A 26,185-nucleotide genomic window follows, 5' to 3' on the forward strand; every position below is an offset into this window, starting at 1 on the left:
TGACTTAGTGCGGGCTCGCAGCAGAGCCGCACGTCCCGGTTTGCCATTTTTAACGCGAGGGCGCGTTTCCAACGGGAACCGGAATTCACTTTAGGAGGGTGCACTATGGCCCGAAATACCTTGCCGTCCATTACCGCCGGCGAAGCCGGTCTCAATCGTTACCTCGACGAAATCCGTAAGTTTCCGATGCTCGAGCCGCAGCAGGAATACATGCTCGCCAAGCGTTATGCCGAGCATGGCGATCGTGACGCCGCCCACAAGCTCGTCACCAGCCATCTTCGCCTTGTCGCAAAGATCGCGATGGGTTATCGCGGCTATGGGCTGCCGATCGGCGAAGTCGTTTCCGAGGGTAATGTCGGCCTGATGCAGGCCGTCAAGAAGTTCGATGCCGAGCGCGGCTTCCGCCTTGCCACCTACGCCATGTGGTGGATCAAGGCCTCGATCCAGGAATATATTCTGCGTTCGTGGTCGCTCGTGAAGATGGGCACGACCGCCAACCAGAAGCGCCTGTTCTTCAACCTGCGCCGGCTGAAAGGCCGCATCCAGGCGATCGATGACGGCGACCTGAAGCCGGAGCACGTCTCCGAAATCGCCACCAAGCTGAAGGTCTCGGAGGAGGAGGTCATTTCGATGAACCGCCGCCTGTCCGGCGACGCCTCGCTGAACGCGCCGATCAAGGCGGCCGAAGGCGACAGCGGCCAATGGCAGGATTGGCTGGTGGACGACCATGACAGCCAGGAAGACGTGCTGATCGAACAGGACGAACTCGACACCCGCCGGCGCATGCTGGCGAAAGCGATGAGCGTGCTGAACGAGCGCGAACGCCGTATCTTCGAGGCTCGCCGCCTCGCCGAGGATCCGGTGACGCTGGAAGACCTGTCGACAGAATTCGACATCAGCCGCGAACGCGTCCGTCAGATCGAGGTCCGCGCTTTCGAGAAGGTGCAGGACGCTGTCCGCAAGGAAGCCCAGGAACGCGCCAAGGCCGTCCGCGTCGTCGAAGCAACAGCATAAACCTGGCTTATGAGAAATTGAAAAGGCGGGTCCTTGCGGCCCGCCTTTCTGATTCTCTGCTGTTCGCAACCTCGGCACCCCGTCAAAGGTCGAGAGTTCGAATTACGGCCAGTCGTCACTGGCTCGTCGACACGTCCCCGAGCGCGGTCCATTCCTTGATGGCGGTATTGAAGGCATCCGTTCCCGTATTGCCCTTTTCCATCGTCAGCAGCGCGCGGCGGCCGTTGCGGTAGGTGACGGGGATATCGATCCAACTGCGGGTCGACATCAGGTCGAGATTGGCCTTGCGCGCATCGGGATAGTCGTTGAGCGCGATCATGTGGAAATCGTCGGTGATTTTGGCCGGAACCGCGATCAGCGCGTCGCCGCGGTCCTGCTCGGTGCGCTTCATCGAAATGCGCTGAACGCTGTCGATGCTGCCGCCTTCGAAATTCGGCGGCAGCGAGAAGACGATCTCGACGAGATGGCTTGCCGGCAGCGACGGATCGGAATTGCGTTTGAAGGTGACGAGAGCAGAGAGATTGCGCTCCGGCACGGTGACGTTGCCCTGCACCGTCGCCTCCTGCCGGCCGCCTTGGCCTGCTTCGTGCTGCACGCTCCAGACCACCGATCCTTCGATCGCCGTCGGCGAGCTTTGGCCGATGCGCTCCTCATAGAGGAACATCTTTTGCGACGAGCCGACGAGAGCGGTTTGCTGCGGCGATGCTGTCGGGCCGTTCGGCGTCGGCGTTTCGGCCGGTGCGACATCGCCCTGCGCGGTCGCCGCCGGCGGCGTGTCCGCTGCCGCGACATTCTGTTCGGCGACCGATTTTCCTTCCGCGGTCGGCGTTCCCGGCACCGTCGCCGGTCCGCTGTCGACCTCGGTCCCATCGGTCAGCAGCCGCTGGGTGAATTTCGAATTGGCCGCGGCGCCGTCATTGTTCATTGACGCCACCTGCGGGTTCTGGTTCGGCGGAGCCGGCGCCGCTGGCGTATTCTGCGCTCCCGGTGTGGTCGGCTGGGCCGGCGTCGCTGCGTTCGGCTCGGCAGGCGTTGCGGAGCCGGCAGGCGGCGTCGCCGCCTCGTTCCTGGTCGCCTGCGACGGTGCCGAACTGACGAGCCCGTCGACCATCGCCACCAGCGCCTCTCTGTTCATCCAGCCGGCATAGGCGCCGCCGCCGATCAAGAGAAGCGCGAAGATGAGGGTGATGACGGTGCCGATGCCGAAGCGTCGACGCTTCGGCTCCATCCGGAAATTCTTGCCCTGCAGCTTGGAAGCGACCATCTGGTCGATATCCATCGCCGGATTGGTGTCATCGTCGTCGGCCGCGACAGAGCCGCGGCGGTCGTAGCCGCGTAGCGCCTTCGCCTCGCGCCAGTCCTCGCTCGGCGCGCCGCCTGCGGGGGCCGGCTTGCCGTTATGCACTTCCGCGAAGATATCGACATCGTCGAAATGCGAGGCGACCGGCGCCGCCTTTTTGTTGTTGTCTCCCTCGATCGGCGGCAGATCATCGAAGACTGCGGTCTCCCAGGAGAAACTTTCCTTGGCCGCCGGCATGACGGCCGCAGGTGCGACTTTTTCGAGGCTCGATATCACCTCCTCGAAGGCGCGCGCCGAGGTATCCGGGGTGGTCGGCGCCGTCTGCGAATACTGCCGGAGCTCCTCTTCCGTCCATTCGGTCTCCGCATCCTTCGGCGCCGGAGCCGGAGTCTCGGCGGCGGGCTCGGTCCAGACTGGATCGAAATGCGCTGCGGCATCAGCCTGCAGCGGCTCCTCGCGGCTATGCTCAACGAATTCCTCCGGACGATCGAACTCAGCGACGACCGGCTCTACCAGCCGATGGGCAGCATGGTCCAGGCCGCGCGCGACGCGTTGCGACGAGTCGATAGGCTCGTAGGCCTTCTCGGCAGCCGGCTCCTCGCTTTCCACCGTCGCCGGTTCGGCCGCGAGTTCTTCTGCCTCTGCGGGAGGCTGCTCGTCGGGATGATATTCGCCGGCTTCCTCGTGGCGATGGTCGGCAGGCGGTCCCCAGCGCTCATCATCTGCAGGCCAAGCCTCGGCAGCGATGTCGCGTCGCTCACCGGAATGCCATTCCTCGGCCGGCCCTTCCTCTTCATGCGAGGGATGCCAGTATGTTTCGGCAGGAGCCGGTGTCTCTGCCTGCGCGGGAGCAGTGGCCTCGGCCGCAACGGACGTGGGGAGGCTGGGTGCTTCTTCGGAGAGAGGCTCCTCGTCCGCGAACTCTTCCTGGGGCTCCCGCGGCGCGGCAGCTTCTACGTGATCCGGCTCGGCGGCGGCCTCAACCGCCTGCGGTTCCGCAGAGGCTTCGTCGACCGGCTCTTCGACGGTCGTCTCCGGTGCAGGCGCCGGTTCGCCTTCGTCGTGGACCGCTTGTTCTTCGGCGAATTCCGGCGCGACGGCGGCGGCAACCGGCTCATCGAGCGGCAGCGCCTCGGCGTGTTCGCCTTCCACTTCGCGGATGGCGGCCTCGAGCTTTTCGAGCTGGCGTTGCAGCATGGCTTCCGGCGGACGCGGCTTCATGTTCTCGAGCTGCCGCTGCACTGCGCCGCGGGCACGTTCGTAGACCTTCACCCGCATCTCTGGGGTATTTTCAGCCAGGCCGTCGACGGCCCGCCGAATAACTGCAATAAAATCCGCCATCAGTACTTTCTCAAGAAGTCCGGCACCCTACCGAACCATCCTCCATAGTGACCCGTGAGCTTAGTCCTCAAACGGATCGGTCACAAGTATCGTGTCATCCCGCTCCGGGCTGGTGGAAAGGAGCGCGACCGGCGCGCCGATCAGCTCTTCGACCTGGCGAACATATTTGATCGCCTGTGCCGGCAGGTCCGCCCAACTGCGGGCACCGACGGTCGATTCCTTCCACCCTTCCAGCGTGATATAGACCGGTTCGACCCTAGCTTGCGCTCCCTGGCTTGCGGGAAGATGATCAATCTGTTCACCGTCGAGCATGTAACCGACGCAAATCTTCAATTCCTCAAGGCCGTCGAGCACGTCGAGCTTGGTGAGCGCGATGCCCGTGATGCCGTTGGTGGCAATCGACTGGCGCACGAGGGCGGCGTCGAACCAGCCACAGCGCCGCTTGCGCCCGGTTACCACGCCGAACTCATGGCCTTTTTCGCCAAGGAACTCACCGATGGCATCCTTCAGCTCCGTCGGGAACGGGCCTTCGCCGACGCGCGTCGTATAGGCTTTGGTGATGCCGAGGATATAGCCGAGCGAGCCCGGCCCCATGCCGGAACCGGCGGCGGCCTGGCCGGCCACGGTGTTCGATGAGGTCACGAAAGGATAGGTGCCGTGGTCGATGTCGAGCAGGCTGCCCTGCGCGCCTTCGAAGAGGATGCGGGAGCCCTTGCGGCGCTCCTTGTCGAGGAAGAGCCAGACGGTGTCACGGAACGGCAGCACCCGATCGGCGATCGAGGTCAGTTCGTCCATGATCGTCTGGTGGCTGACTTCGGCGACACCGAGGCCGCGGCGAAGCGCATTGTGGTGCGTGAGAATACGGTCGACCTTGCCGGCAAGGCTGTCGAGATCGGCAAGATCCATCACCCGGATGGCGCGGCGGCCGACCTTGTCTTCATAGGCAGGGCCGATGCCGCGGCGTGTCGTGCCGATCTTGGTGCCGCTGTTCGAGGCCGCATCCTCGCGCATCGCGTCCAGCTCGCGGTGCAGCGACAGAATGAGCGTCGCATTGTCGGCGATACGCAGATTGTCCGGCGTCACCGTCACGCCCTGGGCTTCCAGCCGGCCGATCTCGGCGATCAGCGCATGCGGATCGACGACCACGCCGTTGCCGATCACCGCCATTTTGCCCGGGCGCACGACGCCGGAGGGCAGCAGCGACAGCTTGTAGCTGGTGCCGTCGATGACGAGCGTATGGCCGGCATTATGTCCGCCCTGATAGCGCACAACGATATCCGCGCGCTCCGAAAGCCAGTCGACAATCTTGCCCTTGCCTTCGTCACCCCATTGCGAACCGACCACGACTACGTTCGTCATCCAACTCTTCCTGTTACCGGCGGAAAACCGCGCACCTGCTCAAACCCGCGCATCTATAAAGCTTTGTTTTTGGGAAAGCGACCCTGTTGTCACAGGTGATTGGGCTTTTTACGTGACAAATCAGCAGCCGGCAGGCTATTGCCCGTCACAAAACGCCGCTCGGCGGTCGCGGAAAGACGGGAAAAGCGCTCTTGCAAGCCACGGCCTACATCTGCCTCGTTATCGCCACCCTCTGCTGGGGCGGCAACTCCGTCGCCGGCAAGCTCGCAGTCGGCCATATCAGCCCGATGATGCTGACCTTTCTGCGCTGGTTCATCGCCGTGGCCCTGATCGCCTTGATTTCGGTGCCGCAGCTCAAAAGAGACTGGCCGGTGGCCCGGAAGAACCTGCCGCTGCTCTTCTTCTACGGCGTCATCGGCTACACGCTTTTCAACGCCATGCTTTATTCGGCCGTGCAATATACGACGGCGATCAATGTCGCCATCGAGCAGGCCGGCATCCCGATGCTGATCTTCCTGTTGAATTTCATGTTCTTCCGCACCGGCATCTCGCTGGCGCAATGTCTCGGCTTCGGCATGACGCTGATCGGCGTCGCACTGACCGCCGCTCACGGCGACCTAGCAACACTGCTGCAACTAAGCCTCAACCGCGGCGACGGGCTGATGCTGATCGCCATTGCCGCCTATTCGGTCTACACCATCTTCCTGCGCTGGAAGCCGCCCGTCGACTGGCGTACGCTGATGGCGTTCCCCGCGCTCGGCGCCATGCTGACCTCGGCGCCGCTGCTCCTTTGGGAAGCCGGGCGGGGTGCCGCGCTGTGGCCGGATCAGGCCGGCTGGGTCATCACGTTCTACACGGCGACCTTCCCGTCGCTGCTGGCGCAGATCCTCTATATCAAGGGTGTCGAGGCGATCGGCGCCAATCGCGCCGGCCTGTTCATCAATCTCGTGCCGGTATTCGGAACTTTGCTTTCCGTCGCCCTGATCGGCGAGGCGCTGCAGTCCTTCCACATTGTCGCGCTGGCACTGACCTTAGGCGGCATCGCGATCGCCGAAAAAGGCCGGCCGAAAGCTTCGGCTCCGACCGTTCCAGCCTCACCTGTGGATTAGAGCCTTTCCTGGTTAGATTGAAGCATTCTGTTGGCGCAAACGGAGTCGGATGGTCGACCGGCTGGTGCGCGTCGTAGCCCAGCTCTACGGCCAAGCCGGCCGGTCGATCAGCCGCCCGTTTCAGCCAACCCTCCCGCAGATTTGCCAGGCAAATCTGCAAGACTTGGGAATCGCCGGACGCACTTATCGCTTCGCCACGGCGAAGCGGTGCGGCCGGTGGGCCGGGCATCTCTCCGCCAGGATCAGAGGCGATCGGCTCGAGCGTACCAACGGGCATGCCCTTCGCCAATCGCCTCTGCCCTGACGAAAACCGGCTCCGGCCGAATGCTTCAATCTAACCAGGAAAGGCTCTAACCAAGCTCCAGCGTCGTCACGCCGAAGACGTGCTTCAGCGGGGTGGCCGGCGCCGGGCCGCGATACATGCGCGTCGTCTCGAACACCGGTCGAAGGCCGAGGCCCTCGGCGAGTGCCACCGCCTCGTGGTTCTCCGTGGGGATATCGATGAAGAGAGCAGCCCCTTTCGCTTCGGGGATCAATTCGGCAAGCAGCGCTGCGGCGCTGTCGGCATCGTTGGCAAAGAGCGGCCCGATCTTGTAACCCTCGTAGCAGCGGCGGATCGTGCCGTAACCGCGGATCTTGCCGCTCTTGCGCACCACAGCCGAGCGGCGGCCCTTGCGAGCGGTGCACCAGGCGGCAAGGAAGGCATCCCGCGGCTGCGGAAAGATCGCCGAATCAAAACGCTGCAGGCCTTCGAGGCGCGAATCCATGACCGGGTGCGCGGCAAGCGCCGAGACAGGCAAGGTGGTGGCGACGCCGCCGTAGCGAATGGTGGAATAGGCGGGTTCGAAGCCGGCCTTGCGGTAGTTGTCCTGTTGTGCTGCGACGCCGTCGAGGCCGATCGTGCGGTCCCCCGCGCTTGATATGCCCGTCTCCCAGATCGCCTTGCCGTAACCCTTGCCCCGGAAATCGGGATGGACGATGTAGAGGCCCAGAAAGGCGAAACTCTCACCGTATTTGACGACCGAGATCGAGCCGACGGGGACTTCACCGACTGCGCCGACGAAAAATCCCGACGGATCGGCCTCAAGAAATGCAAGCGAATCGTCGAGGCCCGGGTTCCAGCCCTCCTGACGCGCCCATTCGAGCACGAGTTCCAGTTCGCCGGGCCGCATGGAACGAACGGCAAATTCCGAATTCATGCGACTTTCCCAGATTGAATGTCCCGCAAGTCCATCCCGGCAACGGCAAAGCAATTGTCAGGTCCCCAGTTCCCCGATTGCAGCTGCGAATGATGGAAAGTCGCGCTCATGATCTTGACCACGCGTATAATCATTTTTCGATGCAATGCAGAAAGCTTGGTTTCCGCATTAGCATGAAACAATGCCGATGCAAGCTCAAGAAAATTACTTGCGCCAATTATCTCTCCACGACCGCGAAAGCCTGCCGGCGGTCCCCACCGACGGATCACCGGGCCGTTCCGCCGACCGCCGCCTTCTGCTTTTCGATCCCGTTCGCCATAGGTGAGAAAAGACGAGCCGTCTCGGCCGCCGGTGCGGGATAACCAAACGCGTAACCCTGCAGGCCATCGCAGCCAAGCTGCGCCAGCACGACGGCATGCGCTTCGGTCTCGATGCCCTCGGCGATCACCTCGACGTCGAGCGCCTTGGCGATTTCCACGATCGAACCCACCACGCGCCGCTGCTCGGCGGAGCTGACGACTTCGGCGATGAGCTGCCGGTCGATCTTCAGCCGCTTTGGCCGCAGCTTGACGAGACCGATGAGCGAGGCATGGCCGGATCCGAAATCATCGATCTCGATGTCGATACCCATTTGTTTGATATCGCCGATATGATCCAGCAGTTTTTCGTCGCTGTCGTCGAGAAAAATCGTCTCGACCAGTTCGAAGACGATCACGTCGGGCGGAATGTCGAGTTTCCTCAGCTTGCCGAGCAACGTCGGATCGGCAAGGCGCGACGCCGAGATGTTGACGGCGATGCGCGGAACCGCAAATCCCTGCAACAGCCAGAACAGCCGGTCTTCAAGAACGTTTTTCAGGATCGCCGCATCGATCTCCGCCGCAAGCCCATGCTCGTCGGCGATCTTTAGGAATATCCCCGGGGCGAGCACGCCCTTCTCCGGGTGTTTCCAGCGCGCCAGGGCCTCGAAGCCAATGACTTCCCGCGTCCGGGCATCGAGCTGCACCTGATAATAGGGAACGATCTCGCCGCGCTCCAACCCGAGCTTCAGCTCTTCGGCGAGGCGACGCTTGGCGCGCAGATCTTCCTGCAATTGCCGCGTGAAGAATTCGACGCGATTGCGCCCGAGCTTCTTGGCCTGGTAGAGCGCCAGATCGGATTCGGCAAGCAGGTTGCGCGCCCGCCGATCGCCGCTCCAGGAAACGCCGATCGAGGCGCCGGATTGCAGCATCTCCTGACCGAAGCGGATCTTCTTCCGCAGCCGGCGCTGAAGGTCGTCGGTAATCAGCTTCAATTCGGCGAGATCGCTGAAATTAACCAGCACAATGACGAATTCGTCGCCGCCGACGCGGGCGACCATGCCATTTGCGGGAATGGCGGCGGTGATGCGAAGGGCTGCGGCCCTCAGAACCGCGTCGCCTGCGGCATGACCGTGACTGTCGTTGATCTGCTTGAACTGGTCGAGGTCGAGATGCAGGACGCCAAGCGTCGTGATGCTCCTGTCGGCCGGCAGCTCGGCGAGCCGCTTGTCGAGAAGGCGCCGGTTCGGCAAGCCGGTGAGATAGTCGTGATCGGCGACATGCTCAATGCGCGCATTGCTTTCCTCGAGCGCCAGCGCCCTCGCCTCGGCCACCATCTTCTGGCCGGCGAGTTCAGCGTTGAGCAGGACGTCGGCGGTGACATCCCATTCGGCGCCGATGAAGGAGGGCAGCCCCTCCGCATCCACGTAGAAATGTGCGCGTGACCGCAGATGGCGGATTTCGCCGCTCGGCAGCACGATCCGAAATTGCGAATTATAGGCGCCTCGGGTGGCGATCGCCTGGTCGAAGTCGTATTCGGCTTGCTCGCGGTCGTCGGGATGGATCGCATTCGACCATAACCATGCCGGCACTTCCCGGCATGTCTCGCCGGTCTCGTAGAGACGGTGCATCTGCGCATCCCACAAGATCTCGCTCGTTGCGATGCTGTGCTCCCAGACACCGATCCGGGATGCATCGAGAGCGAGTTCGAGCCGGCGCAGAAGATCCTGAAACTCTTGTTCGGATCGCGTGGGTCTATTTTCTGGCAACGCGGTCTCAGCCTTAGAAGCTTCCATAATCGCAATATGGTCTCAGGCCGGCATTAATGAAGCCTTGTTGCGATGATCGAACTAGTCACTAGGTGAACTGTCCGTTACGATTTTCCCTTTTTGGATCAAAGGACTTGCAGTCCGTAACACAGTCAAGATCAGTGGTTGTGCCGTGGCGGGTTTTTGGCAATCCCGCGGAATTCCGCCGCCCCTTCCAGAACCGCGCCGTCTGACAGTTGCGTGACCGAGCGCCGGTAGATCTGCTGCCACGGCGTCGCATCCGGGGGCACCGGCGGAATACCGTCGCCCTTGCGCCGTTCGATCTCGGTCTCGTCGACCAGCATGTCGCAACGCCCATGGTTGAAGTCGATGCGAATGATATCGCCGCTGCGAAGCCAGGCAAGGCCGCCGCCGGCCGCACTCTCCGGCGAGGCGTTGAGGATTGAGGGGCTGTCGGCCGTGCCCGACTGGCGGCCGTCCCCGATCGTCGGCAGGCTGCTGATGCCGCGCTTCAGAAGATGGTCGGGCGGCTGCATGTTGACGACCTCTGCCGAACCCGGCCAGCCGAGCGGCCCGGCGCCGCGGATGACCAGAATGGTATTCTCGTCGATGTCGAGATCGGGATCGTTGATGCGCTTGTGATAATCTTCCGACCCGTCGAAAACGACCGCCTTGCCTTCGAAGACGCCCTCCCGCCCGGGCTCCTGAAGGTAGCGCCGGCGAAAATCCTCAGAGACCACGCTCATCTTCATGATGGCGAAATCGAAGAGATTGCCCTTGAGAACGAGGAAGCCGGCCCGCTCCTTCAGCGGCTCGCCGAATGGCCGGATAACCTCGCGGTCGCTGGCTTCCTTACCCTGCAAGTTCTCGGCCATCGTCCTGCCCGTCACCGTATCACAGTCGCCATCCAGTTTTCCGGCCTGCAGCAATTCCCACATGATCGCCGGCGTACCACCGGCGCGGTGGTAACGTTCGCCGAGATAGGCGCCGGCCGGCTGGACGTTCGCCAGCAGCGGGATGTCGAAGCCGTGCACCTGCCAATCATCGGGATGAAGCTCGACGCCGGCATGCTTGGCCATCGCCGCCAGATGCGGCTGCGCATTGGTCGAACCGCCGATCGCCGAATTGGTACGGATGGCATTGAGGAAGGCCGCGCGCGTCAAGATATCCGACGGCTTCAGATCCTCGAAGACGATCTCGACGGCGCGCCGCCCGGTGCGGTAGGCCATCTGCCCGCGCTCGCGGTAGGCAGCCGGAATGGCGCCGCATCCGGTCAGCGACAGGCCGAGCGCCTCGGCAAGGGCGTTCATCGTCGAAGCCGTGCCCATCGTGTTGCAGTGGCCGACGGAGGGGGCAGAATCGAGCGCCGCCTGCAGGAATTCCTCCCGGTCGATCTCACCTGCCGCATATTTCCGCCGCATCCGCCAGATCACCGTGCCGGAACCGGCCAGCTCTCCCTCGTGCCAGCCGTCGAGCATCGGCCCGCCGGAGAGCACGATCGCCGGAATATCGACCGTCGACGCCGCCATGATCGCGGACGGCGTGGTCTTGTCGCAGCCGGTCGTCAGCACGACGCCGTCGAGCGGATAGCCATAGAGGATTTCAACGAGGCCGAGATAGGCGAGATTGCGGTCAAGTGCCGCCGTCGGGCGCTTGCAGTTCTCGAAGATCGGATGTGTCGGAAATTCGATCGGAATGCCCCCGGCATCGCGAATGCCGTCACGGACGCGCTTGGCAAGTTCGACATGCACCCTGTTGCACGGCGTAAGATCGCTGCCGCTTTGGGCAATCCCGATGATCGGCTTGCCGGAGCGCAGCTCTTCCGGCGTGATCCCGTAATTCATGAAACGCTCCAGATAGAGCGCCGCCATGTCGATATGATCTGGATTGTCGAACCAATCCTGCGAACGCAGGCGCCGCTTCGGAGACTGGCTGTCGGTCACCTCTTGCCTCCGGGCAGAGCATTCTTCTCTTCGAGGTGCAGGAGCAGGCCGCTATGATCCTTTTCGCCATTGCCGTTTGCGACGAATTCGCCGAATTCGGCGTGTACCGCCGCAGTCAGGGGCAGCGTCAGCGACAGGGCATTGGCCGTCTCCATGGCGGCGTTCAGATCCTTCAGCTGGTTGCTGGACGAACCGCCTGGAGTAAACTGCCGATCGACCATGCGTTTCCCGTGGAGGTCAAGGATACGGCTCTCGGCAAAGCCGCCGCGAATGGCGTCGCGGAAGGCCGCCGGCGAGCCGCCGCCGGCGGCAATCAGCATCATCGCTTCGGCGACGGCGCCGATCGTCACCGCGACGATCTGCTGGTTGGCGAGCTTGGCAAGCTGGCCCGCCCCGCTTGGACCGACGCGGGTAACGCGCCCCATCGGCGCAAAGATATCTGCAAGTGCGTCGATCACACCTTTCTCGCCGCCCGCCATGATGGCGAGCGTACCGGCGTCGGCCCCGACGACGCCGCCGGAAACCGGCGCATCGACATGAGCGATGCCGCGCTCAGCAAGCCTGGCAGCATGGTCGCGGGCAAAATGCGGGGCGATCGAACTCATATCGATAACGGTGGCCGCTGAGGTCATCGCATCGGCCGCTCCGCGGTCGAACAGCACGTCCTTCACCGCTTCGGCATTGGTCAGCATGGTGATGACGACGTCGGCGCCCGAAACAGCATCCGCGGGTGTCTCTGCACAGATCGCGCCGTCTCCCGCCAGAGCCTCGGCTTTGCTGCGATCGCGATTCCAGACGGTGACGGCAAAACCCGCGCCCAGCAGCCGGCGAGCCATCGGCGCGCCCATCAGCCCGGTGCCGAGAAAGGCGATCCGCCTGCCGTCATGACCTCTGCTCGAACCTGTCATTCAGTCCTCCCAACTGTTGTTCGTCTTTGATAACCCCCTCACCCATCGTTGCAACCGTTTTGATGACGCATCGGCTCGAAAACGATACGGGCGAGAACCGAAGTTCCCGCCCGATTTACTCGACAAAGGAAGGTTGAATTCCGTTATTCCGCCGCGAGCCGGATGACCTCCGCCTCTTCGTCCTTGTGTTCGTCCGGCTTGTGTTGGACGAGCGGACGGTTGCCCGTCAGCCGGCGCAGCAGCACGTAGAAGACAGGCGTCATGAAGATGCCGAAGAAAGTCACGCCGATCATGCCCGAGAACACCGCGACACCCATGGCCGCGCGCATCTCCGCGCCGGCGCCTGTGGAGACGACGAGCGGCACAACACCCATGATGAAGGCGAGCGAGGTCATCAGGATCGGGCGAAGACGAAGGCGGCTGGCCTCGATCGCGGCCTCCCGCGGCGTCCTGCCCTCGAACTCCAGTTCGCGGGCGAATTCCACGATCAGGATCGCGTTCTTCGCCGATAGTCCGACAAGCACCACAAGACCGATCTGGGTGAAGATGTTGTTATCTCCACCGGTGAGCCAGACGCCTGTGAGCGCAGCCAGCACACCCATCGGCACGATCATGATGATCGCAAGCGGCAGCGTCAGACTTTCATACTGGGCGGCCAGCACCAGGAAGACGAGCAACAGTGCTAGCGGGAAGACGACGACGCTCGAATTACCGGCAAGGATCTGCTGATAGGTCAGATCCGTCCATTCGAAGTCGATGCCTGCCGGCAGGGTCTCGTGAAGGATCTTTTCGATCGCCGCCTGTGCCTGGCCGGACGAGAAGCCCGGCGCCGGACCGCCGTTGATATCGGCAGCGAGGAAGCCGTTGTAGCGGTTCGCACGCTCGGGACCGGTGCTCGGCTCTACCTTCAGCAGGGCCGAAAGCGGGATCATCTGACCCGATGCCGAACGGACTTTCAGCTGGCCGATATCTTCCGGCTGGGCGCGGAATTTCGCATCGGCCTGCACCCGGACGCTGTAGGTGCGGCCGAAGGCGTTGAAGTCGTTCACATAGAGCGAACCGAGATAGATCTGCAGCGTCTGGAAGACGTCGGTGACGGAAACCCCGAGCTGCTCGGCCTTGGCGCGGTCGAGATCGGCATAGAGCTGCGGCACGTTGATCTGGAAGCTGGAGAACAGCTCGGCAAGCTCAGGCGTCTGATAGGCCTTGGCAAGCACCGCCTTGGTTGCCTCGTCCAGCGCCTGATTGCCCAAGCCGGCGCGGTCCTCGATCTGCAGCTTGAATCCGCCCGTCGTGCCGAGGCCGTTGACCGGCGGGGGCGGGAACATGGCGATGAAGGCATCCTGGATGGCTGCGAATTTCTGGTTCAGCGCCATGGCGATGGCCCCGCCCGAAAGATCCGGCGTCTTGCGCTCCTCGAAGTCCTTCAGCGTCACGAAGACGATGCCGGCATTCGACGAGTTGGTGAAGCCGTTAATCGACAGACCAGGGAAGGCGATCGCATTGGCAACGCCCGGCTGGGCGAGCGCAATATCGGTCATGCGCTTGATTACATCTTCCGTGCGGTCGAGGCTTGCGGCATCCGGCAGTTGGGCGAAGCCGATCAGGTACTGCTTGTCCTGAGACGGCACGAAGCCGCCGGGGACCGTGCTGAACAGACTGTAGGTCGCACCGACCAGCGCCAGATAGATCACCATGACAATGCTCTTACGCGACAGCAATCCGCCGACGCCCTTGCCGTAGGCATTCGAGCCGGCGCCGAAGACCCGGTTGAAGCCGCGGAAGAACCAGCCAAAGATGGCATCCATGAACCGCGTCAGCCAGTCTTTCGGCTGATGATGACCCTTCAGCAGAAGGGCTGCCAGCGCCGGCGACAGGGTGAGCGAGTTGAAGGCCGAGATGACGGTCGAGATCGCGATCGTCAGTGCGAACTGGCGATAGAACTGACCGGACAGGCCGGAGATGAAGGCGAGCGGCACGAAGACCGCGACGAGGACCAGCGCGATCGCGACGATCGGACCGGAGACTTCCTTCATCGCCTTGTAGGTGGCCGCCCGCGGCGACAGCCCCTGTTCGATATTGCGCTCGACGTTCTCGACCACGACGATCGCGTCGTCGACGACGATACCGATCGCCAGCACCAGCCCGAACAGGCTGAGCGCGTTGATCGAGAAGCCGAAGACGTACATCACCGCGAAGGTGCCGATGATCGATACCGGAACCGCGATCAGCGGAATGATCGAGGCGCGCCACGTCTGCAGGAACAGGATGACGACGAGAACAACGAGCGCGATGGCTTCGAGCAGCGTGTCGATGACCTTCTCGATCGAGGCACGCACGAATTTCGTCGTATCGTAGACGATCTCGTATTTGACGCCCTCGGGCATGGCGAGCTGCAGCTGATCCATAGTGGCGTGCACATTGTCGGCGATTTCGATCGCATTCGAACCGGGCGCTTGAAGCACGGCAACGGCGACGGCCGGCTTGCCGTCGAGCAGCGAGCGCAGCGTATAGTCTGCGGCGCCGAGCTCGATGCGGGCAACGTCGCGAAGGCGGGTAATCTCGCCACTGGCGCCCGTCTTGACGATGATATTGCCGAACTCCTCAGGCGTGCGCAGGCGGCCCTGGGCATTGACGTTGAGCTGCAGATCTACACCCGGCTGGCTCGGCGATGCGCCGATGATGCCGGCCGCGGCCTGGACGTTCTGGGAACTGATGGCGTTGCTGATGTCGCTGGCGGCGAGATCATGCTCAGCAGCCTTCTGGGGGTCGATCCAGACACGCATCGAATAGTCGCCGGCGCCAAAGACCTGCACCTGACCGACGCCGGCGATGCGGGCAAGCCGATCCTTGATATTCAGCGTCGCATAGTTGCGGAGATAGGTAATGTCGTGATTGTCGCCGTCGGAGACGAGGTTGACGACCATGATGAAGTTAGGCGAACTCTTGACCGTCGTGATCCCGAGCGAGCGGACTTCCGCCGGCAGCCGTGGTTCGGCCTGAGAAACGCGGTTCTGCACCAGCTGCTGCGCCTTGTCGGGGTCGGTGCCGAGCTTGAAGGTGACGGTCACGTTGAGCACGCCGTCCGACGTCGCCTGGCTGGACATGTAGAGCATGCCCTCGACACCGTTGATCTGCTCTTCGAGCGGTGTGGCCACCGTTTCGGCGATGACCGAGGGGTTGGCGCCGGGATAGGTGGCGCGCACAACGATCGACGGCGGCACGACCTCCGGATATTCGGAAATCGGCAGCGCCCTGAGGCCGATCAGGCCGGCAACCACGATGAGGACCGAAAGAACGCCGGCAAAGACCGGTCGGTCGACAAAGAATCTGGAGATGTTCATATCAAAGCCCTCTCCGGGGTGAACATGGATGCAACGTCCCTCTCCGGCGGTTGGAGCCGCCGGCGGGTCATTTATTTCGGGTATTGGCCCTCCCCCGCGAGGGAGAGCGAAGACTTATTGAGCGGTCGCGACCTTCTCTTCCATCTGCGGTATGACGACCGCGCCCGGACGAATGCGCTGCAGACCGTTGACGACGATCTTTTCGCCGGCGTTCAGGCCGCTTTCGACTACCCGCTGGCCGTCGGAAAGCGTGCCGAGCTGGACCTGCCGGTAGGCAACCTTGTTTTCGGCATCGACGACGAAGACGAATTTCTTGTCCTGGTCGGTGCCGACGGCGCGGTCGCTGATGACGATCTTGTTCTCGGCCTTCGGCTGGCCCATGCGCACCCGCACGAACTGGCCGGGGATGAGGCGACCGCCCGGATTGTCGAAGACGGCGCGTACGCCGATCGTGCCGCTTGCCGCATCGACCTCATTGTCGATCAGCTGCAGCTTGCCTTTGATCGGCGTCCCGCTGTCGGCCAGCGTGCCGACCTCGACCGGGATCTGCTCGACCGGCGGCAGGGCGCTATCGGTCTGCGGAAGCTCGGCAAGCGCGCGTGTCACCATTTCTTCGCTGGCGTTGAAGCTCGCATAGATCGGATCGACCGACACCAGCGTCGTCAGCGCCGGCGAGGCCGAGCCGGCGGCAACCAGGTTACCGGCGGTCACCTCGATCTTGCCAATGCGGCCGGAAACCGGTGCCCGCACCTCGGTATAATCGAGATCGAGCTGGGCCGACTGCAATGCGGCCTGCGCCGAACGCAGCCCCGCCTGCGCCTCGGCCAGCGTGCTGTGGCGCTGATCGAGATCGCTCTGGGAGATGGTGCGGTTGTCGGAAAGCCTGCGGCCGCGATCGAGCTCGGTCTGCGCCAGGCTGACTTTGGCTTCGGCCGAAGCAACCTGGCCCTCAGCCTGCGCCACGTTCGCCTGATAGGGAGCCGGGTCGATGGTGAAGAGCAGGTCGCCCTGCTTGACCAGGGCTCCTTCCCGGAAGGCCACGGACAGGATGGCGCCGGCGACGCGGGAACGAACCTGGACACGGTCGACCGCTTCGAGACGGCCGGAGAAACTCTCCCAGGCCGTTACGTCGCGCGCCGCGACGACGGCAACCGTCACCGGCACGGCAGGCGGCTGCGCCGGAGCGGAAGCAGCCGTGGCGGTTGTGCTCATCGGCAATTCGAAAAACAATGCGGCGCCTGAAACGGACGCAACAAGGCCCATGCCGGCGCCCACCAGGGCCCAGCGCTTACTTCTGGACGTCATCAGTACTCTCCTTGCGGCCCAAAGCCGCTGAAATATCAGATCATCTTCAATGCAATTGCGGTTGGTCGCTTACGTCCTGAAGGAAGCTTCCGAAATGACGGCTGACGTGTTCCTGCCAGTCGGGCACTCCTTCGGATTTCCCACCATAAAGCGAGGGCCAGCCCGTCCCGGCGGGAAGGACATGCTGGCGCACACCGACGCCGGCCTTTTTCAGGCGGGCACCGTAACCAAGTGTTTCGTCGTGCAGAGGGTCGTCCTCGGCGGTAAAGATCAGTGCCGGCGCGACGCCTGAAAGACGCGAACAGAGGCAAGGCGCCGCATAAGGGTGGCAGCCACCACCGCTCAAGTAATGGCTCCAGCCCTCCGTCCAGCGCTGGCGCATGCCGATCGCCTCGGCCTTGCGGATCGAGGAGGTGCCCATGAAGGGATCGAGCAGCGGCGAAATCAGCACCTGGCCGTCGAGCGCATCCGGCATCTGGTCTCGCGCCTTCAGCGCCACGCCGGCGGCGACATTGCCGCCCGCCTCTTCGCCGGCGACGAAGAGCAGCGACTTACGGTCGCCGAGACCGGCGGCGCGCTTGTTGGCGAGATAGCTGAGAACGGAGAAGGAAACTTCCAGCGCCTTCGGGAAGAGATTGCCGGACAGACTGCTATAATCGACGGCAGCGACGATGGCGCCGGCCTTCGCGAGGCTAATTGCCACCGGCCGGTCGACATTCGTCTCGCTGTCGAGAAAAGCGCCGCCATGGAGGTAAAGCACGATGGGCGGACCCTTGCCGTAATCGGCGCCCTGGTAGATGCGTGCGGAAACGGGGCCGATGGCCACCTTATCCAGCATCATATCTTTCCATGCCACCGTCATGTTCCGGTCTCTTTTGCGTCGGCCACAAGCAGGCAACGCCTGCCGCTTGCATTTTGTACAAAAAAGATATTGTTATTCCATTCAGGGAATAAGAAGCGATATCGCGATTACACTGTTCCAGATCTCGAACAATGGTGCAACGCAAACTGCGGATTTCAAACCGATGGATCAGCTCTCGGCAATGCGCGTCTTCATCCGCGTGGTGGAGACGGGCAATTTCACCCGCGCCGCCGACATGCTCGCCATGCCCAAGGCGACGGTCACCAATCTCATCCAGGGCCTGGAGGCGCATCTGCGCACCAAGCTTTTGAATCGCACGACTCGCCGGGTGATGGTGACCACGGACGGCGCGCTTTATTACGAACGCGCCGCCCAGATCATTTCGGAATTGGAGGAACTCGACGGTAGCCTCTCCAATTCGCAAAGCCTGCCGAGCGGGCGGCTGCGCGTCGAAATGGCCGGTGCTTTCGCCGATTGGATCGTCGTTCCCGCACTCTGCGATTTTTATCAGCGCTATCCCGATATCCGCATCGACCTCGGCGTCGGCGACCGCACCGTCGATTATCTTGCGGAAAATGTCGACTGCGCGCTGCGGGCCGGCACGCCGACCGACCAGTCGCTGATCGCCCGACGTGTCTCCGAAGTCGAGATGATCACCTGTGCTTCGCCGACCTACATCCAGAAGTTCGGCATGCCCGAGCGGCCGGAGGATCTGGAGGCCGATCATTACTCGGTCAACTATTTCCGCGCCCAGAACAACCGAACACTGCCTTTCGAATTTCGTCGGCACAACGAGGTGATCGAGACCAGTCCGCGTTACATCGCCTCGGTCAACGACAGCCGTACCTATCTGACAGCTGCGCTGACGGGTCTCGGCATCGCGCAGGTGCCGATCTTCATGGCGCGTGAGCCAATGGCAAGGGGCGAACTCGTCCGCGTGCTGCCGGATTGGCGTCGCGATCCGCTACCGCTTTACGTCGTCTACCCCCCGAACCGCCATCTCAGCAACAAGGTTCGCGTCTTCGTCGACTGGCTGGTGAAGCTTCTGGTCGAGGCGAAATTGAACGACGTCTGAGCGTTAAGACAAATACGGCCCGGAAGGCAGGGGAAACCTTCGACGGGCCGCAATGTACAACTTTGAACATCAAGCCTGTCGCACCATAGCAAGGGCGCAGCAGGCTTTGGAGGCCGGAAGAGAGCGGCAGGGAATTCCACTCTCTCGCGATAAAACAGATATACGCACTCCCCGCACGATTGTAAGGAAAAATTCCGCAATCACGTTCACAGAATTGCGATAACGGGTTGGCTCCCATGTTCCCGCGCCAGCGGCGGGCGGGATTTCAATTCCTGGCAGCCGGCTTCAGCAGGTCCCCGAGGCCGATGCGGCGGAACAATTCCGCCCGGACACGGTCGGCGATGCCGTTGACGATCTCCGCGCCGTCCTCGGATGGATCGATATGGACGCGGAACGGCCTCGTACCGAACGGCTTGCCGACGACATCGACGATGGCGACGGCTACCGTGCCGGCATCGGCGTCAGCAGGTTCGAGTGCTGCCAGGCCCTGCAGCGCCTGTTCCGGCACACCCTTGTAGGGTCCTTCATTATATTCGGCGGCGCGGGCGGTATCATCCGGCGAACCGGAATGGGCGAAGTGGTTGGTGCCCCTGGTGAAGGCGCCGGGCACGATGATCGAGGTCTCGATGCCCCAGCGGGTAAGCTCGCTGGCATAGGAGACGGCAAGTGAATCCATCGCCGCTTTGGCGGCGAAATAGGGCGAGAGGTAGGGAGGCGTGCCGCCGCGGCTGCTCGACGACGATACCCAGACCAGCAGGCCTGTACCCTGCTTGCGCAGATAGGGGAGTGCCGCGCGGTTGACGCGCTGGGTGGAAAGCACGTTGATGTCGAAGAGTTCGGCGAACTGTTCCGGCGTGAAGGCTTCGGCCGGGCCGAAGGACATATGGCCGGCATTGTGGATGATGACATCGAGGCGGCCCTCATCGGCGATAATCCGGGCGATACCGGATACAACCGAGGCGTCGGAGGCGACATCGAGTTCGACCGAGCGCAGATCGACGTTATTGTCCCTGGCGAATTCAGCCGCGTCGGCGACGGCCGGAGCGTTGCGGCCTTCCGTTGCGCGCATGCCGGCATAGACGGTATGGCCGGCCTTGGCGAGGGCGCGGGCGGTAAGAGCGCCGAAACCGCTGGAAGCGCCGGTGATGATAATGACTTGCTTGCTCATGATCCTATTCCTTCTGGGATTGGGGTTTGGTTGAAGTGGAAGCTTGAGATTGGCGGCGGCATCGAGACAGCCGCCAGCCCTTCATCAGATCACGCCGCCATTGGCGCGCAGCGTCTGGCCGTTGATCCAGCCGCCATCCGGACCGGCAAGAAAGGCAACCGCAGCGGCGATGTCTTCAGGTGTGCCGAGGCGTTCCAGCGGGTTCATCTTCGCCATGCGGGCGATCAGTTCGTCCGACTTGCCGTTGAGGAAGAGGTCGGTGGCCACAGGGCCAGGTGCGATGGCGTTGACCGTGATGTTGCGGCCCCGCATCTCCTTGGCCATGATCGCCGTCAATGTTTCCACGGCAGCCTTGGTGGCAGCGTAAACGCCATAGGTTTCGAGCTTCAGGCCGACGACCGACGTCGAGAAGTTAACGACCCGGCCGCCGTCACGCAGCCGCTTGGCGGCTTCTCGCAGCGTATTGAAGGTGCCCTTCAGATTGACGCCGATCTGCCGATCGAAATTGGCGTCATCGGCCTCGGCAAGCGAAGAGAGCATCATGATGCCGGCATTGTTGATAAGCACATCGACGCCGCCGAAAGCGGCTTCCGCGGCATCGAACATGCGGCGGACGGCTTCGGCGTCGCTGACATCGGCTTTCGCCGTCAGCGCCTTGCCGCCGGCCTGCTCGATCTCCTGGACCAATTCCTCGGCCGGAGCGGCATTGCCGGAATAGTTGATGACGACGGTGAAACCGTCCTTGGCGAGGCGTCGGGCGACTGCCGCTCCAATGCCGCGGGAAGCACCGGTGACCAGTGCCACCTTGCCGTTTTCTTTGGAAGCCATTGTCCTTCTCCTTCATCATGCGCCGCAGCGCGTTTTCAATGAGGAGAAGATGCACCTGTTCATTCTGCGGATAATCAGGCATTATCCGGCATCACTATCCGGGAATTACGAACAACTAGATGGACAGATTTGATGCCATGCGCGTGTTTTGCCGCGTCGTGGAACGCCGCAGCTTCACGCTTGCCGCCGAAGACACCGGCCTGCCGCGCTCGACCGTCACCGATGCGATAAAGCAGCTCGAAGCCCGCCTCGGCGTGCGTCTGCTCCAGCGCACGACACGCCATGTCAGCCCGACGCTCGACGGCGAAGCCTATTACCAGCGCTGCCTGTCGATCCTTGCCGATATCGAAGATGCCGAAGGCGCTTTCGCCGGCGCCAAGCCGAAGGGCCTGCTGCGCGTCGATGTGCACGGCACGCTCGCCCGGCATTTCGTGCTGCCGAGCCTGCCGTCTTTTCTAGAGACCTATCCCGAGATCGAATTCTACATGAGCGAGGGCGACCGGCTGGTCGATCTGGTGCGCGAAGGCATCGATTGCGTGCTGCGCGTCGGCACGCCGCAAGACAGCGACATGGTCGCCCGGCGCGTTGCCCTGCTCGATGAGGTGACACTCGCCTCTCCTGAATATATCGCCACCCATGGCCCGCCGCAGCACCCTGACCGGCTTGACGGCCATCGCATGGTTGGCTTCCGCTCCAGCAGCACCGGCAGTCTGTTGCCGCTCGAATTCATCGTCGACGGCACGGTGCGTGACATCTCCATTCCCGCCACCGTCGCGGTCAATGCCGCCGAAAGCTATATTTCAGCGGCGAGGATGGGCCTCGGCATGATCCAGATTCCGCGCTATCACGCCGAAAAGGACCTTGCCGCGGGCACGCTGGTCCGCGTGCTGCAGGATTTTCCGCTGACCCCCACGCCGGTTTCCCTGCTCTACCCCCGCAACCGCCAGCTTTCGCCGCGCGTGCGCGTCTTCATCGACTGGCTGGTAAAGGTCTTCGCTCGACAAAATTCCGAAAACGCGCTTCACTAAAATGCGCCTTGCTAATATGAGCGCCCGCGGAGAACGGCCATGGCACTCAACGATATCACCGTCTACCAGACGGAAGACGGCTTCGTCGTCGAATTCGGCGGCGAAGGCGAAGACAGCATTGCCGTGACGCTGCGCAGCACGCCTGAGCTGACGTCGGAAAACGCCGTCCTGCGTGCCAAGGCCCTGCTTGCCGCAGCGATCGAACCTGCCCATGGCGACGGCGCGCGCAGCAAGGACCCCGCTTTGCTCGAGGAAGAGCTGGAGGAGGGCCTGGAAGACTCCTTCCCAGCGAGCGACCCGGTCTCGGTCACATCATCCTCGATCCCGATGCGCGATCCGAGCGCCGGCCGCTGACCCCTGTCGCGCAAACAGATGAAACGGTTTTGGGATGACGATAGGCGCGTTGAATGTTATCTGCGTCTGATATGACCGATGGTGGAACGATATCAGGTGGGATCGGCACCGGCACGCTCACCGGCGAAAGCCTCAGGAAGTTTTTCGAGCGCGATGCGATCACCGTCTCTCGCGACCTGCTCGGCTGCCATCTGACCGTGGACGGCGTCGGCGGACGCATCACCGAGACCGAAGCTTATTTCCCCGATGACGAGGCTTCGCACAGCTTCCGCGGCCCGACCAAGCGCAACCTCGCCATGTACGGCAAGCCGGGCAACGTCTATATCTACCGCATCTACGGCATGTACTGGTGCCTGAATTTCGTCTGCCATCCGGGCTCGGCTGCACTCATCCGCGCCCTGGAGCCAGAAACGGGAATTCCTGTGATGATCGAGCGGCGCGGCACCGATATGCTGACGTCGCTCTGCAGTGGTCCCGGCAAGCTCTGCCAGGCACTCGGCATCGATATCGAGATCAATGACAGGCTGCTCGATCGCCCGCCCTATGCGATCACGCCGTCCGCACCGGTGCCGATCGTCTCGGGAAAACGCATCGGCATCACCAAAAATGCCGAAGCACTATGGCGCTTCGGCATTCAGGGATCGCGTTATCTCAGCAAGCCGTTCCGCTAGAGCATGATGCCGAAAAGCGTGACGCAGTTTTCCGTCCAGAAGTGCGGCAACGCCTGGAGTTCATTCCATCACGGCGCTGTGGTCGACGGCAGGTGCTGCCTTCGGTTTGCGTAGCAATAGCACCAGCGGGATGACTGCAAGCGACATCAGCATCAGCAGCTTGAAATCGTCCATATAGGCAATGATCGTCGCTTGCAGGGTGATGACCTCGTTGAGCGAGGCGCGGCCGGCCGCAGTCACCGGGCTGAGCCCCTGCGCAGCCACCGCATTGAAAGCGTGATTGAACGGCGTCACATAGGCCGCGATCGATTCATGATTGCTCTGCGTGTTCTCGACGATCAGCGCCGAGACGATCGAGATGCCGACCGCCGAGCCGATGTTTCGCGACAAGTTGTAGAGACCGGTGCCGTCGCCGCGCATATGGGGGGGCAGCGTGGAAAAAGCGATCGTAGTCAGCGGCACGAACAGAAAGCCGAGACCGGCGCCCTGGATGAAGCCGACCGAGACGATCGTCCATTGCGAGACGTCGGGTGTCCAGCCGGTCATGTCATACATCGCCCATGCGGTGAGCCCGAGGCCCAGCGCCAGCAAGGCGCGCGTATCGACCTTGCCGACCAGCCGCCCGACGATGAACATGCAGAGCATGGTGCCGAGCCCGCGCGGCCCCATGACGATGCCGGCGGTAATGACGGGATAGCCCATCAGCGTCTGCAGATAGGGCGTCATCAGCGCCAGCGAGGCGAGATAGGTAATACCGATCACGAAGATGAAGACCATGCTGATCGAAAAATTTTGGTCGAGGAACAGCTTCGGATTGACGAAGGGTTTCTCCGCCGTCAGCGTATGCACCAGAAGCAGATAGAAGGCGGCGGCGCAGATGATCGCTTCCAGCATGATCTCACCGGAGGAGAACCAGTCGAGTTGCTCACCGCGGTCGAGGAAGAGCTGCAGCGAGGCGATGAACAGGCTCATCATCCCGAAACCGAACCAGTCCAGCTTGGCGAGCACATCCCTCTTCGTCTCCGAAACGAAGACGACGATACCGGCAAAGGCAAGCGCGCCGATAGGCACGTTGATGTAGAACACCCAGCGCCAGCTGATATTGTCGGTCAGCCAGCCACCGATGACGGGCCCGAGGACCGGTCCGACCATGACCGAGACGCCGAAGAGGGCCATGGCCGAGCCGCGCTCCTCGACCGTATAGATATCGAGGAGGATGCCCTGGGAAAGCGGCACCAGCGATGCGCCGAACAGCCCTTGCAGCAGGCGGAAGGCGACGATCTGATTGAGCGATTGCGCCAGGCCGCAGAGAACGGAGGCCGCCACGAAGCCGGCGATGGCAACGAGCAGCACGCGCTTGCGGCCGAACTTGGCGGCGAGGAAGCCCGACGGCGGCGTCATGATTGCCGCCGCGACGATATAGGAAGTCAGCACCCAGTTGATCTGGTCGGCAGAGGCCGACACGCTGCCCTGGATATAGGGCAGCGCGACGTTGGCGATCGTCGTGTCCAGCGCCTGCATGATGACGGCGAGAATGACGCAGGCCGTGATCGCACCGCGATTGGCAACCGGGCTCGCCGGAGAAGCAGAAGCGTTACTCATCATCCTTGCCCTGAGGCCGACCCAGAAGCTTGTTGACGAAGTCGGGCAGGCCGCGGGCATGGCCGGTCTCGACATCGACCACCGTGCTCATGCCGACGCGCAGCGGCGGCTTGCCTTCGCTGTCCTCGATGCTGACGCGCATCGGAATGCGCTGGACGACCTTCACCCAGTTGCCCGTAGTGTTTTGCGCCGGCAGCAGCGAGAAGCTGGAGCCGGAGGCCGGGCTGATGCTCTCGACCTTGCCCTTCCACATCACGCCCGGGTAGGTGTCGACATAGATTTCGGCCGTCTGGCCTGATTTGACATAGGTGAGCTCGGTTTCCTTCGGGCTGGCGGCGATCCAAAGGTGATCGGTGGCGACAAGCGAGAAGGCCTGCTGCGAAGCCTGCAGGTAGGAGCCGACCTGCAGCGCGTTGACATTGGTGACGATACCGTCGAACGGCGCCTTGACGACGCTGTGGTCGAGTTCGCGCTGGGCGTTGTCGACATTCGACTTGGCCTGCAAGTAGAGCGGGTTCTCCTCGATCGGCTGGTCGGCCGAGCCGCCGAGCTGGGCAAGCGTGGTTGCAGCTTCCGCCTTGGCGACGGCAACCTTCTGCTGCGCGGCTTCGAGATTGTGCTTGGCCTCGTCATAGGCCGACTGCGTCGCGCTGCCATTGTTGACGAGGTTCTGCTGCCGGTCGAACTGATCCTGGTAATAGGGCAGGTCGGCTTGCGCCTGCGTGATCTCGGCCAGCGACTGCTGATAGCTGGCCTTGAGGTTCATGATCTGGTTGCGCTGCACGCCGAGCTGCGCCTTGGCGCCATCGAGCGCGATCTTGAAGGAATCGGCCCTGAGGCTGAAGAGCACCTGCCCTGCCTTGACCGCCTCGTTCTCATGCACGTCGATCTTTTCGACGATGCCTGAGACATCGGTGGTGAGCCCGACCATATCGGCCTGGAGATAGGCGTTGTCGGTCGACATCACCTGGCCGCCATTGACGTAATAATAGCCGCCGACGACGAGCGCGACCGGCAGCAGGGCGAACAGGATCGGCCGCGTGAGACTGCGCCGGCGGCGGACCTTGTTGCCGCCAGGCGCAGCCACGGCAGCAGCCGGCGCTGAATTGGATGGAGGCGCTTCGGCTACCGTTTCCTGCTGTTTGGCTTGGTTTTCTTCGACAGGTGTCTTGGCATTGGCGTCGGCAACGACGCGGAGGGGGGATTGATCAGCCATCGTTCGTCTCATTCTCGTCGACCGGGCTCCGGCATGCCTGAACCAGGTTCGTCTTCATTACGGATAGGATGTGGAAAAGCTGCTCGCGCTGCTCGGCCGTAATGCTTTGCAACGCTTCTGCGCGGGTGGTGTCGCCAAGCTCGCGCATTTCGGCGAGCAGCGGGTGCGCCTCGTCGCGCATGTAGAGCAGCCAGATCCGCCGATCGGTCGGGTGCTGGCGGCGCTCGATCAGCCCACGTTCGGCGAGCTTGTCGAGGATGCGCACCAGCGTGATCGGCTCGACCTCGAGGATTTCGGCAAGGCCGCCTTGATGGATGCCTTCGTTATTCGAGAGATAGGCAAGCGTCTGCCATTGCGACCGGGTCAGCCCAAGGCACTTCGCACGTTGCTCGAACCGCTTGCGCAGCAGCCGTGCGACGTCGTGGAGAAGGAAGCCGAGGGTCGGAGTAGCGCTCATGAAGACCTGCGATCATTAATTTATAAGCATACTTATA

Annotated in this window: 20 protein-coding genes; 6 read left to right on the top strand and 14 right to left on the bottom strand. The window is 62.6% G+C overall.

The annotated features are described in order from the left end of the window. Positions 1 to 105: 105 nt before the first annotated feature. On the top strand, positions 106 to 1,014 hold the full coding sequence (rpoH, locus tag K6N12_RS24445) for an RNA polymerase sigma factor RpoH (protein WP_003566040.1): 909 nt from the start codon (positions 106 to 108) through the stop codon (positions 1,012 to 1,014). A gap of 115 nt (positions 1,015 to 1,129) precedes the next feature. Here the strand turns inward: rpoH and K6N12_RS24450 are convergent, their stop codons facing one another. After that, positions 1,130 to 3,655, bottom strand: coding sequence for a hypothetical protein (locus K6N12_RS24450; RefSeq protein WP_097629136.1), 2,526 nt, complete (start codon positions 3,653 to 3,655; stop codon positions 1,130 to 1,132). Positions 3,656 to 3,715: 60 nt separating this feature from the next. After that, entirely contained in the window at positions 3,716 to 5,014 is a 1,299-nt protein-coding gene (locus K6N12_RS24455) for an adenylosuccinate synthase (protein WP_003590514.1), read from the bottom strand. Positions 5,015 to 5,205: 191 nt separating this feature from the next. Between K6N12_RS24455 and K6N12_RS24460 the strand changes: the two genes are divergently transcribed. Then, positions 5,206 to 6,123 (top strand): DMT family transporter, encoded by a 918-nt coding sequence (locus tag K6N12_RS24460; RefSeq protein WP_097629137.1) that lies wholly within the window; start codon positions 5,206 to 5,208, stop codon positions 6,121 to 6,123. A 350-nt stretch (positions 6,124 to 6,473) separates the two neighbouring features. On the opposite strand, the gene K6N12_RS24465 is transcribed toward K6N12_RS24460, so the two are convergent. The 7 genes from K6N12_RS24465 to K6N12_RS24495 form a co-directional block, all read right to left on the bottom strand. Continuing rightward, on the bottom strand, positions 6,474 to 7,322 hold the full coding sequence (locus K6N12_RS24465; RefSeq protein ID WP_097629138.1) for a GNAT family N-acetyltransferase: 849 nt from the start codon (positions 7,320 to 7,322) through the stop codon (positions 6,474 to 6,476). A 265-nt stretch (positions 7,323 to 7,587) separates the two neighbouring features. Beyond that, positions 7,588 to 9,414 (bottom strand): putative bifunctional diguanylate cyclase/phosphodiesterase, encoded by a 1,827-nt coding sequence (locus K6N12_RS24470; RefSeq protein ID WP_097629139.1) that lies wholly within the window; start codon positions 9,412 to 9,414, stop codon positions 7,588 to 7,590. 131 nt (positions 9,415 to 9,545) lie between these two features. Then, entirely contained in the window at positions 9,546 to 11,330 is a 1,785-nt protein-coding gene (locus tag K6N12_RS24475) for an IlvD/Edd family dehydratase (RefSeq protein ID WP_097629140.1), read from the bottom strand. Next, positions 11,327 to 12,238: an NAD(P)-dependent oxidoreductase gene (locus K6N12_RS24480; RefSeq protein ID WP_097629141.1), complete on the bottom strand. Its 912-nt coding sequence runs from the start codon at positions 12,236 to 12,238 to the stop codon at positions 11,327 to 11,329. Before K6N12_RS24480 ends, K6N12_RS24475 begins: the two co-directional genes overlap by 4 nt. A 143-nt stretch (positions 12,239 to 12,381) precedes the next feature. Beyond that, positions 12,382 to 15,582, bottom strand: coding sequence for an efflux RND transporter permease subunit (locus tag K6N12_RS24485; RefSeq protein WP_097629142.1), 3,201 nt, complete (start codon positions 15,580 to 15,582; stop codon positions 12,382 to 12,384). Between the two features lie 114 nt (positions 15,583 to 15,696). After that, positions 15,697 to 16,887 carry an efflux RND transporter periplasmic adaptor subunit gene (locus K6N12_RS24490; protein ID WP_012558749.1) on the bottom strand — a complete coding sequence of 397 codons (1,191 nt, stop codon included), beginning with the start codon at positions 16,885 to 16,887 and terminating at the stop codon, positions 15,697 to 15,699. Positions 16,888 to 16,933: 46 nt separating this feature from the next. Then, positions 16,934 to 17,749, bottom strand: a complete 816-nt coding sequence (locus K6N12_RS24495; RefSeq protein WP_097629143.1) for an alpha/beta hydrolase fold domain-containing protein — start codon at positions 17,747 to 17,749, stop codon at positions 16,934 to 16,936. A 163-nt stretch (positions 17,750 to 17,912) separates the two neighbouring features. Between K6N12_RS24495 and K6N12_RS24500 the strand changes: the two genes are divergently transcribed. Then, complete coding sequence (locus tag K6N12_RS24500) at positions 17,913 to 18,824, top strand: LysR family transcriptional regulator (RefSeq protein ID WP_097629144.1); 912 nt, start codon at positions 17,913 to 17,915, stop codon at positions 18,822 to 18,824. Between the two features lie 265 nt (positions 18,825 to 19,089). Here K6N12_RS24500 and K6N12_RS24505 read toward each other — a convergent pair whose 3' ends face one another. After that, a complete protein-coding gene (locus K6N12_RS24505; RefSeq protein WP_097629145.1) occupies positions 19,090 to 19,992 on the bottom strand; it encodes an SDR family oxidoreductase in 903 nt (300 codons plus the stop codon). An 84-nt stretch (positions 19,993 to 20,076) separates the two neighbouring features. Next, complete coding sequence (locus K6N12_RS24510; protein ID WP_018243332.1) at positions 20,077 to 20,820, bottom strand: SDR family oxidoreductase; 744 nt, start codon at positions 20,818 to 20,820, stop codon at positions 20,077 to 20,079. A 119-nt stretch (positions 20,821 to 20,939) separates the two neighbouring features. Between K6N12_RS24510 and K6N12_RS24515 the strand changes: the two genes are divergently transcribed. Genes K6N12_RS24515 through K6N12_RS24525 form a run of 3 tightly spaced genes read left to right on the top strand, consistent with a single transcriptional unit; the run spans position 20,940 to position 22,873 of the window. Then, entirely contained in the window at positions 20,940 to 21,848 is a 909-nt protein-coding gene (locus tag K6N12_RS24515; protein ID WP_097629146.1) for a LysR family transcriptional regulator, read from the top strand. A 39-nt stretch (positions 21,849 to 21,887) separates the two neighbouring features. Continuing rightward, the gene (locus K6N12_RS24520; protein WP_097629147.1) at positions 21,888 to 22,202 is read left to right on the top strand and encodes a hypothetical protein; all 315 of its coding nucleotides are present in this window, start codon (positions 21,888 to 21,890) and stop codon (positions 22,200 to 22,202) included. Between the two features lie 53 nt (positions 22,203 to 22,255). Continuing rightward, entirely contained in the window at positions 22,256 to 22,873 is a 618-nt protein-coding gene (locus K6N12_RS24525) for a DNA-3-methyladenine glycosylase (protein WP_097629148.1), read from the top strand. Positions 22,874 to 22,933: 60 nt separating this feature from the next. Here the strand turns inward: K6N12_RS24525 and K6N12_RS24530 are convergent, their stop codons facing one another. The 3 genes from K6N12_RS24530 to K6N12_RS24540 are packed head-to-tail and all read right to left on the bottom strand — an operon-like array spanning position 22,934 to position 26,148. After that, on the bottom strand, positions 22,934 to 24,475 hold the full coding sequence (locus K6N12_RS24530; RefSeq protein ID WP_097629149.1) for a DHA2 family efflux MFS transporter permease subunit: 1,542 nt from the start codon (positions 24,473 to 24,475) through the stop codon (positions 22,934 to 22,936). Continuing rightward, positions 24,468 to 25,691, bottom strand: coding sequence for an HlyD family secretion protein (locus K6N12_RS24535; protein ID WP_097629150.1), 1,224 nt, complete (start codon positions 25,689 to 25,691; stop codon positions 24,468 to 24,470). Before K6N12_RS24535 ends, K6N12_RS24530 begins: the two co-directional genes overlap by 8 nt. Next, positions 25,684 to 26,148: a MarR family winged helix-turn-helix transcriptional regulator gene (locus K6N12_RS24540; protein ID WP_003590495.1), complete on the bottom strand. Its 465-nt coding sequence runs from the start codon at positions 26,146 to 26,148 to the stop codon at positions 25,684 to 25,686. Before K6N12_RS24540 ends, K6N12_RS24535 begins: the two co-directional genes overlap by 8 nt. Positions 26,149 to 26,185 lie beyond the last annotated feature (37 nt).

The organism is Rhizobium redzepovicii (assembly GCF_019793435.1).
GTDB classification, from domain to species: Bacteria; Pseudomonadota; Alphaproteobacteria; order Rhizobiales; family Rhizobiaceae; genus Rhizobium; species Rhizobium redzepovicii.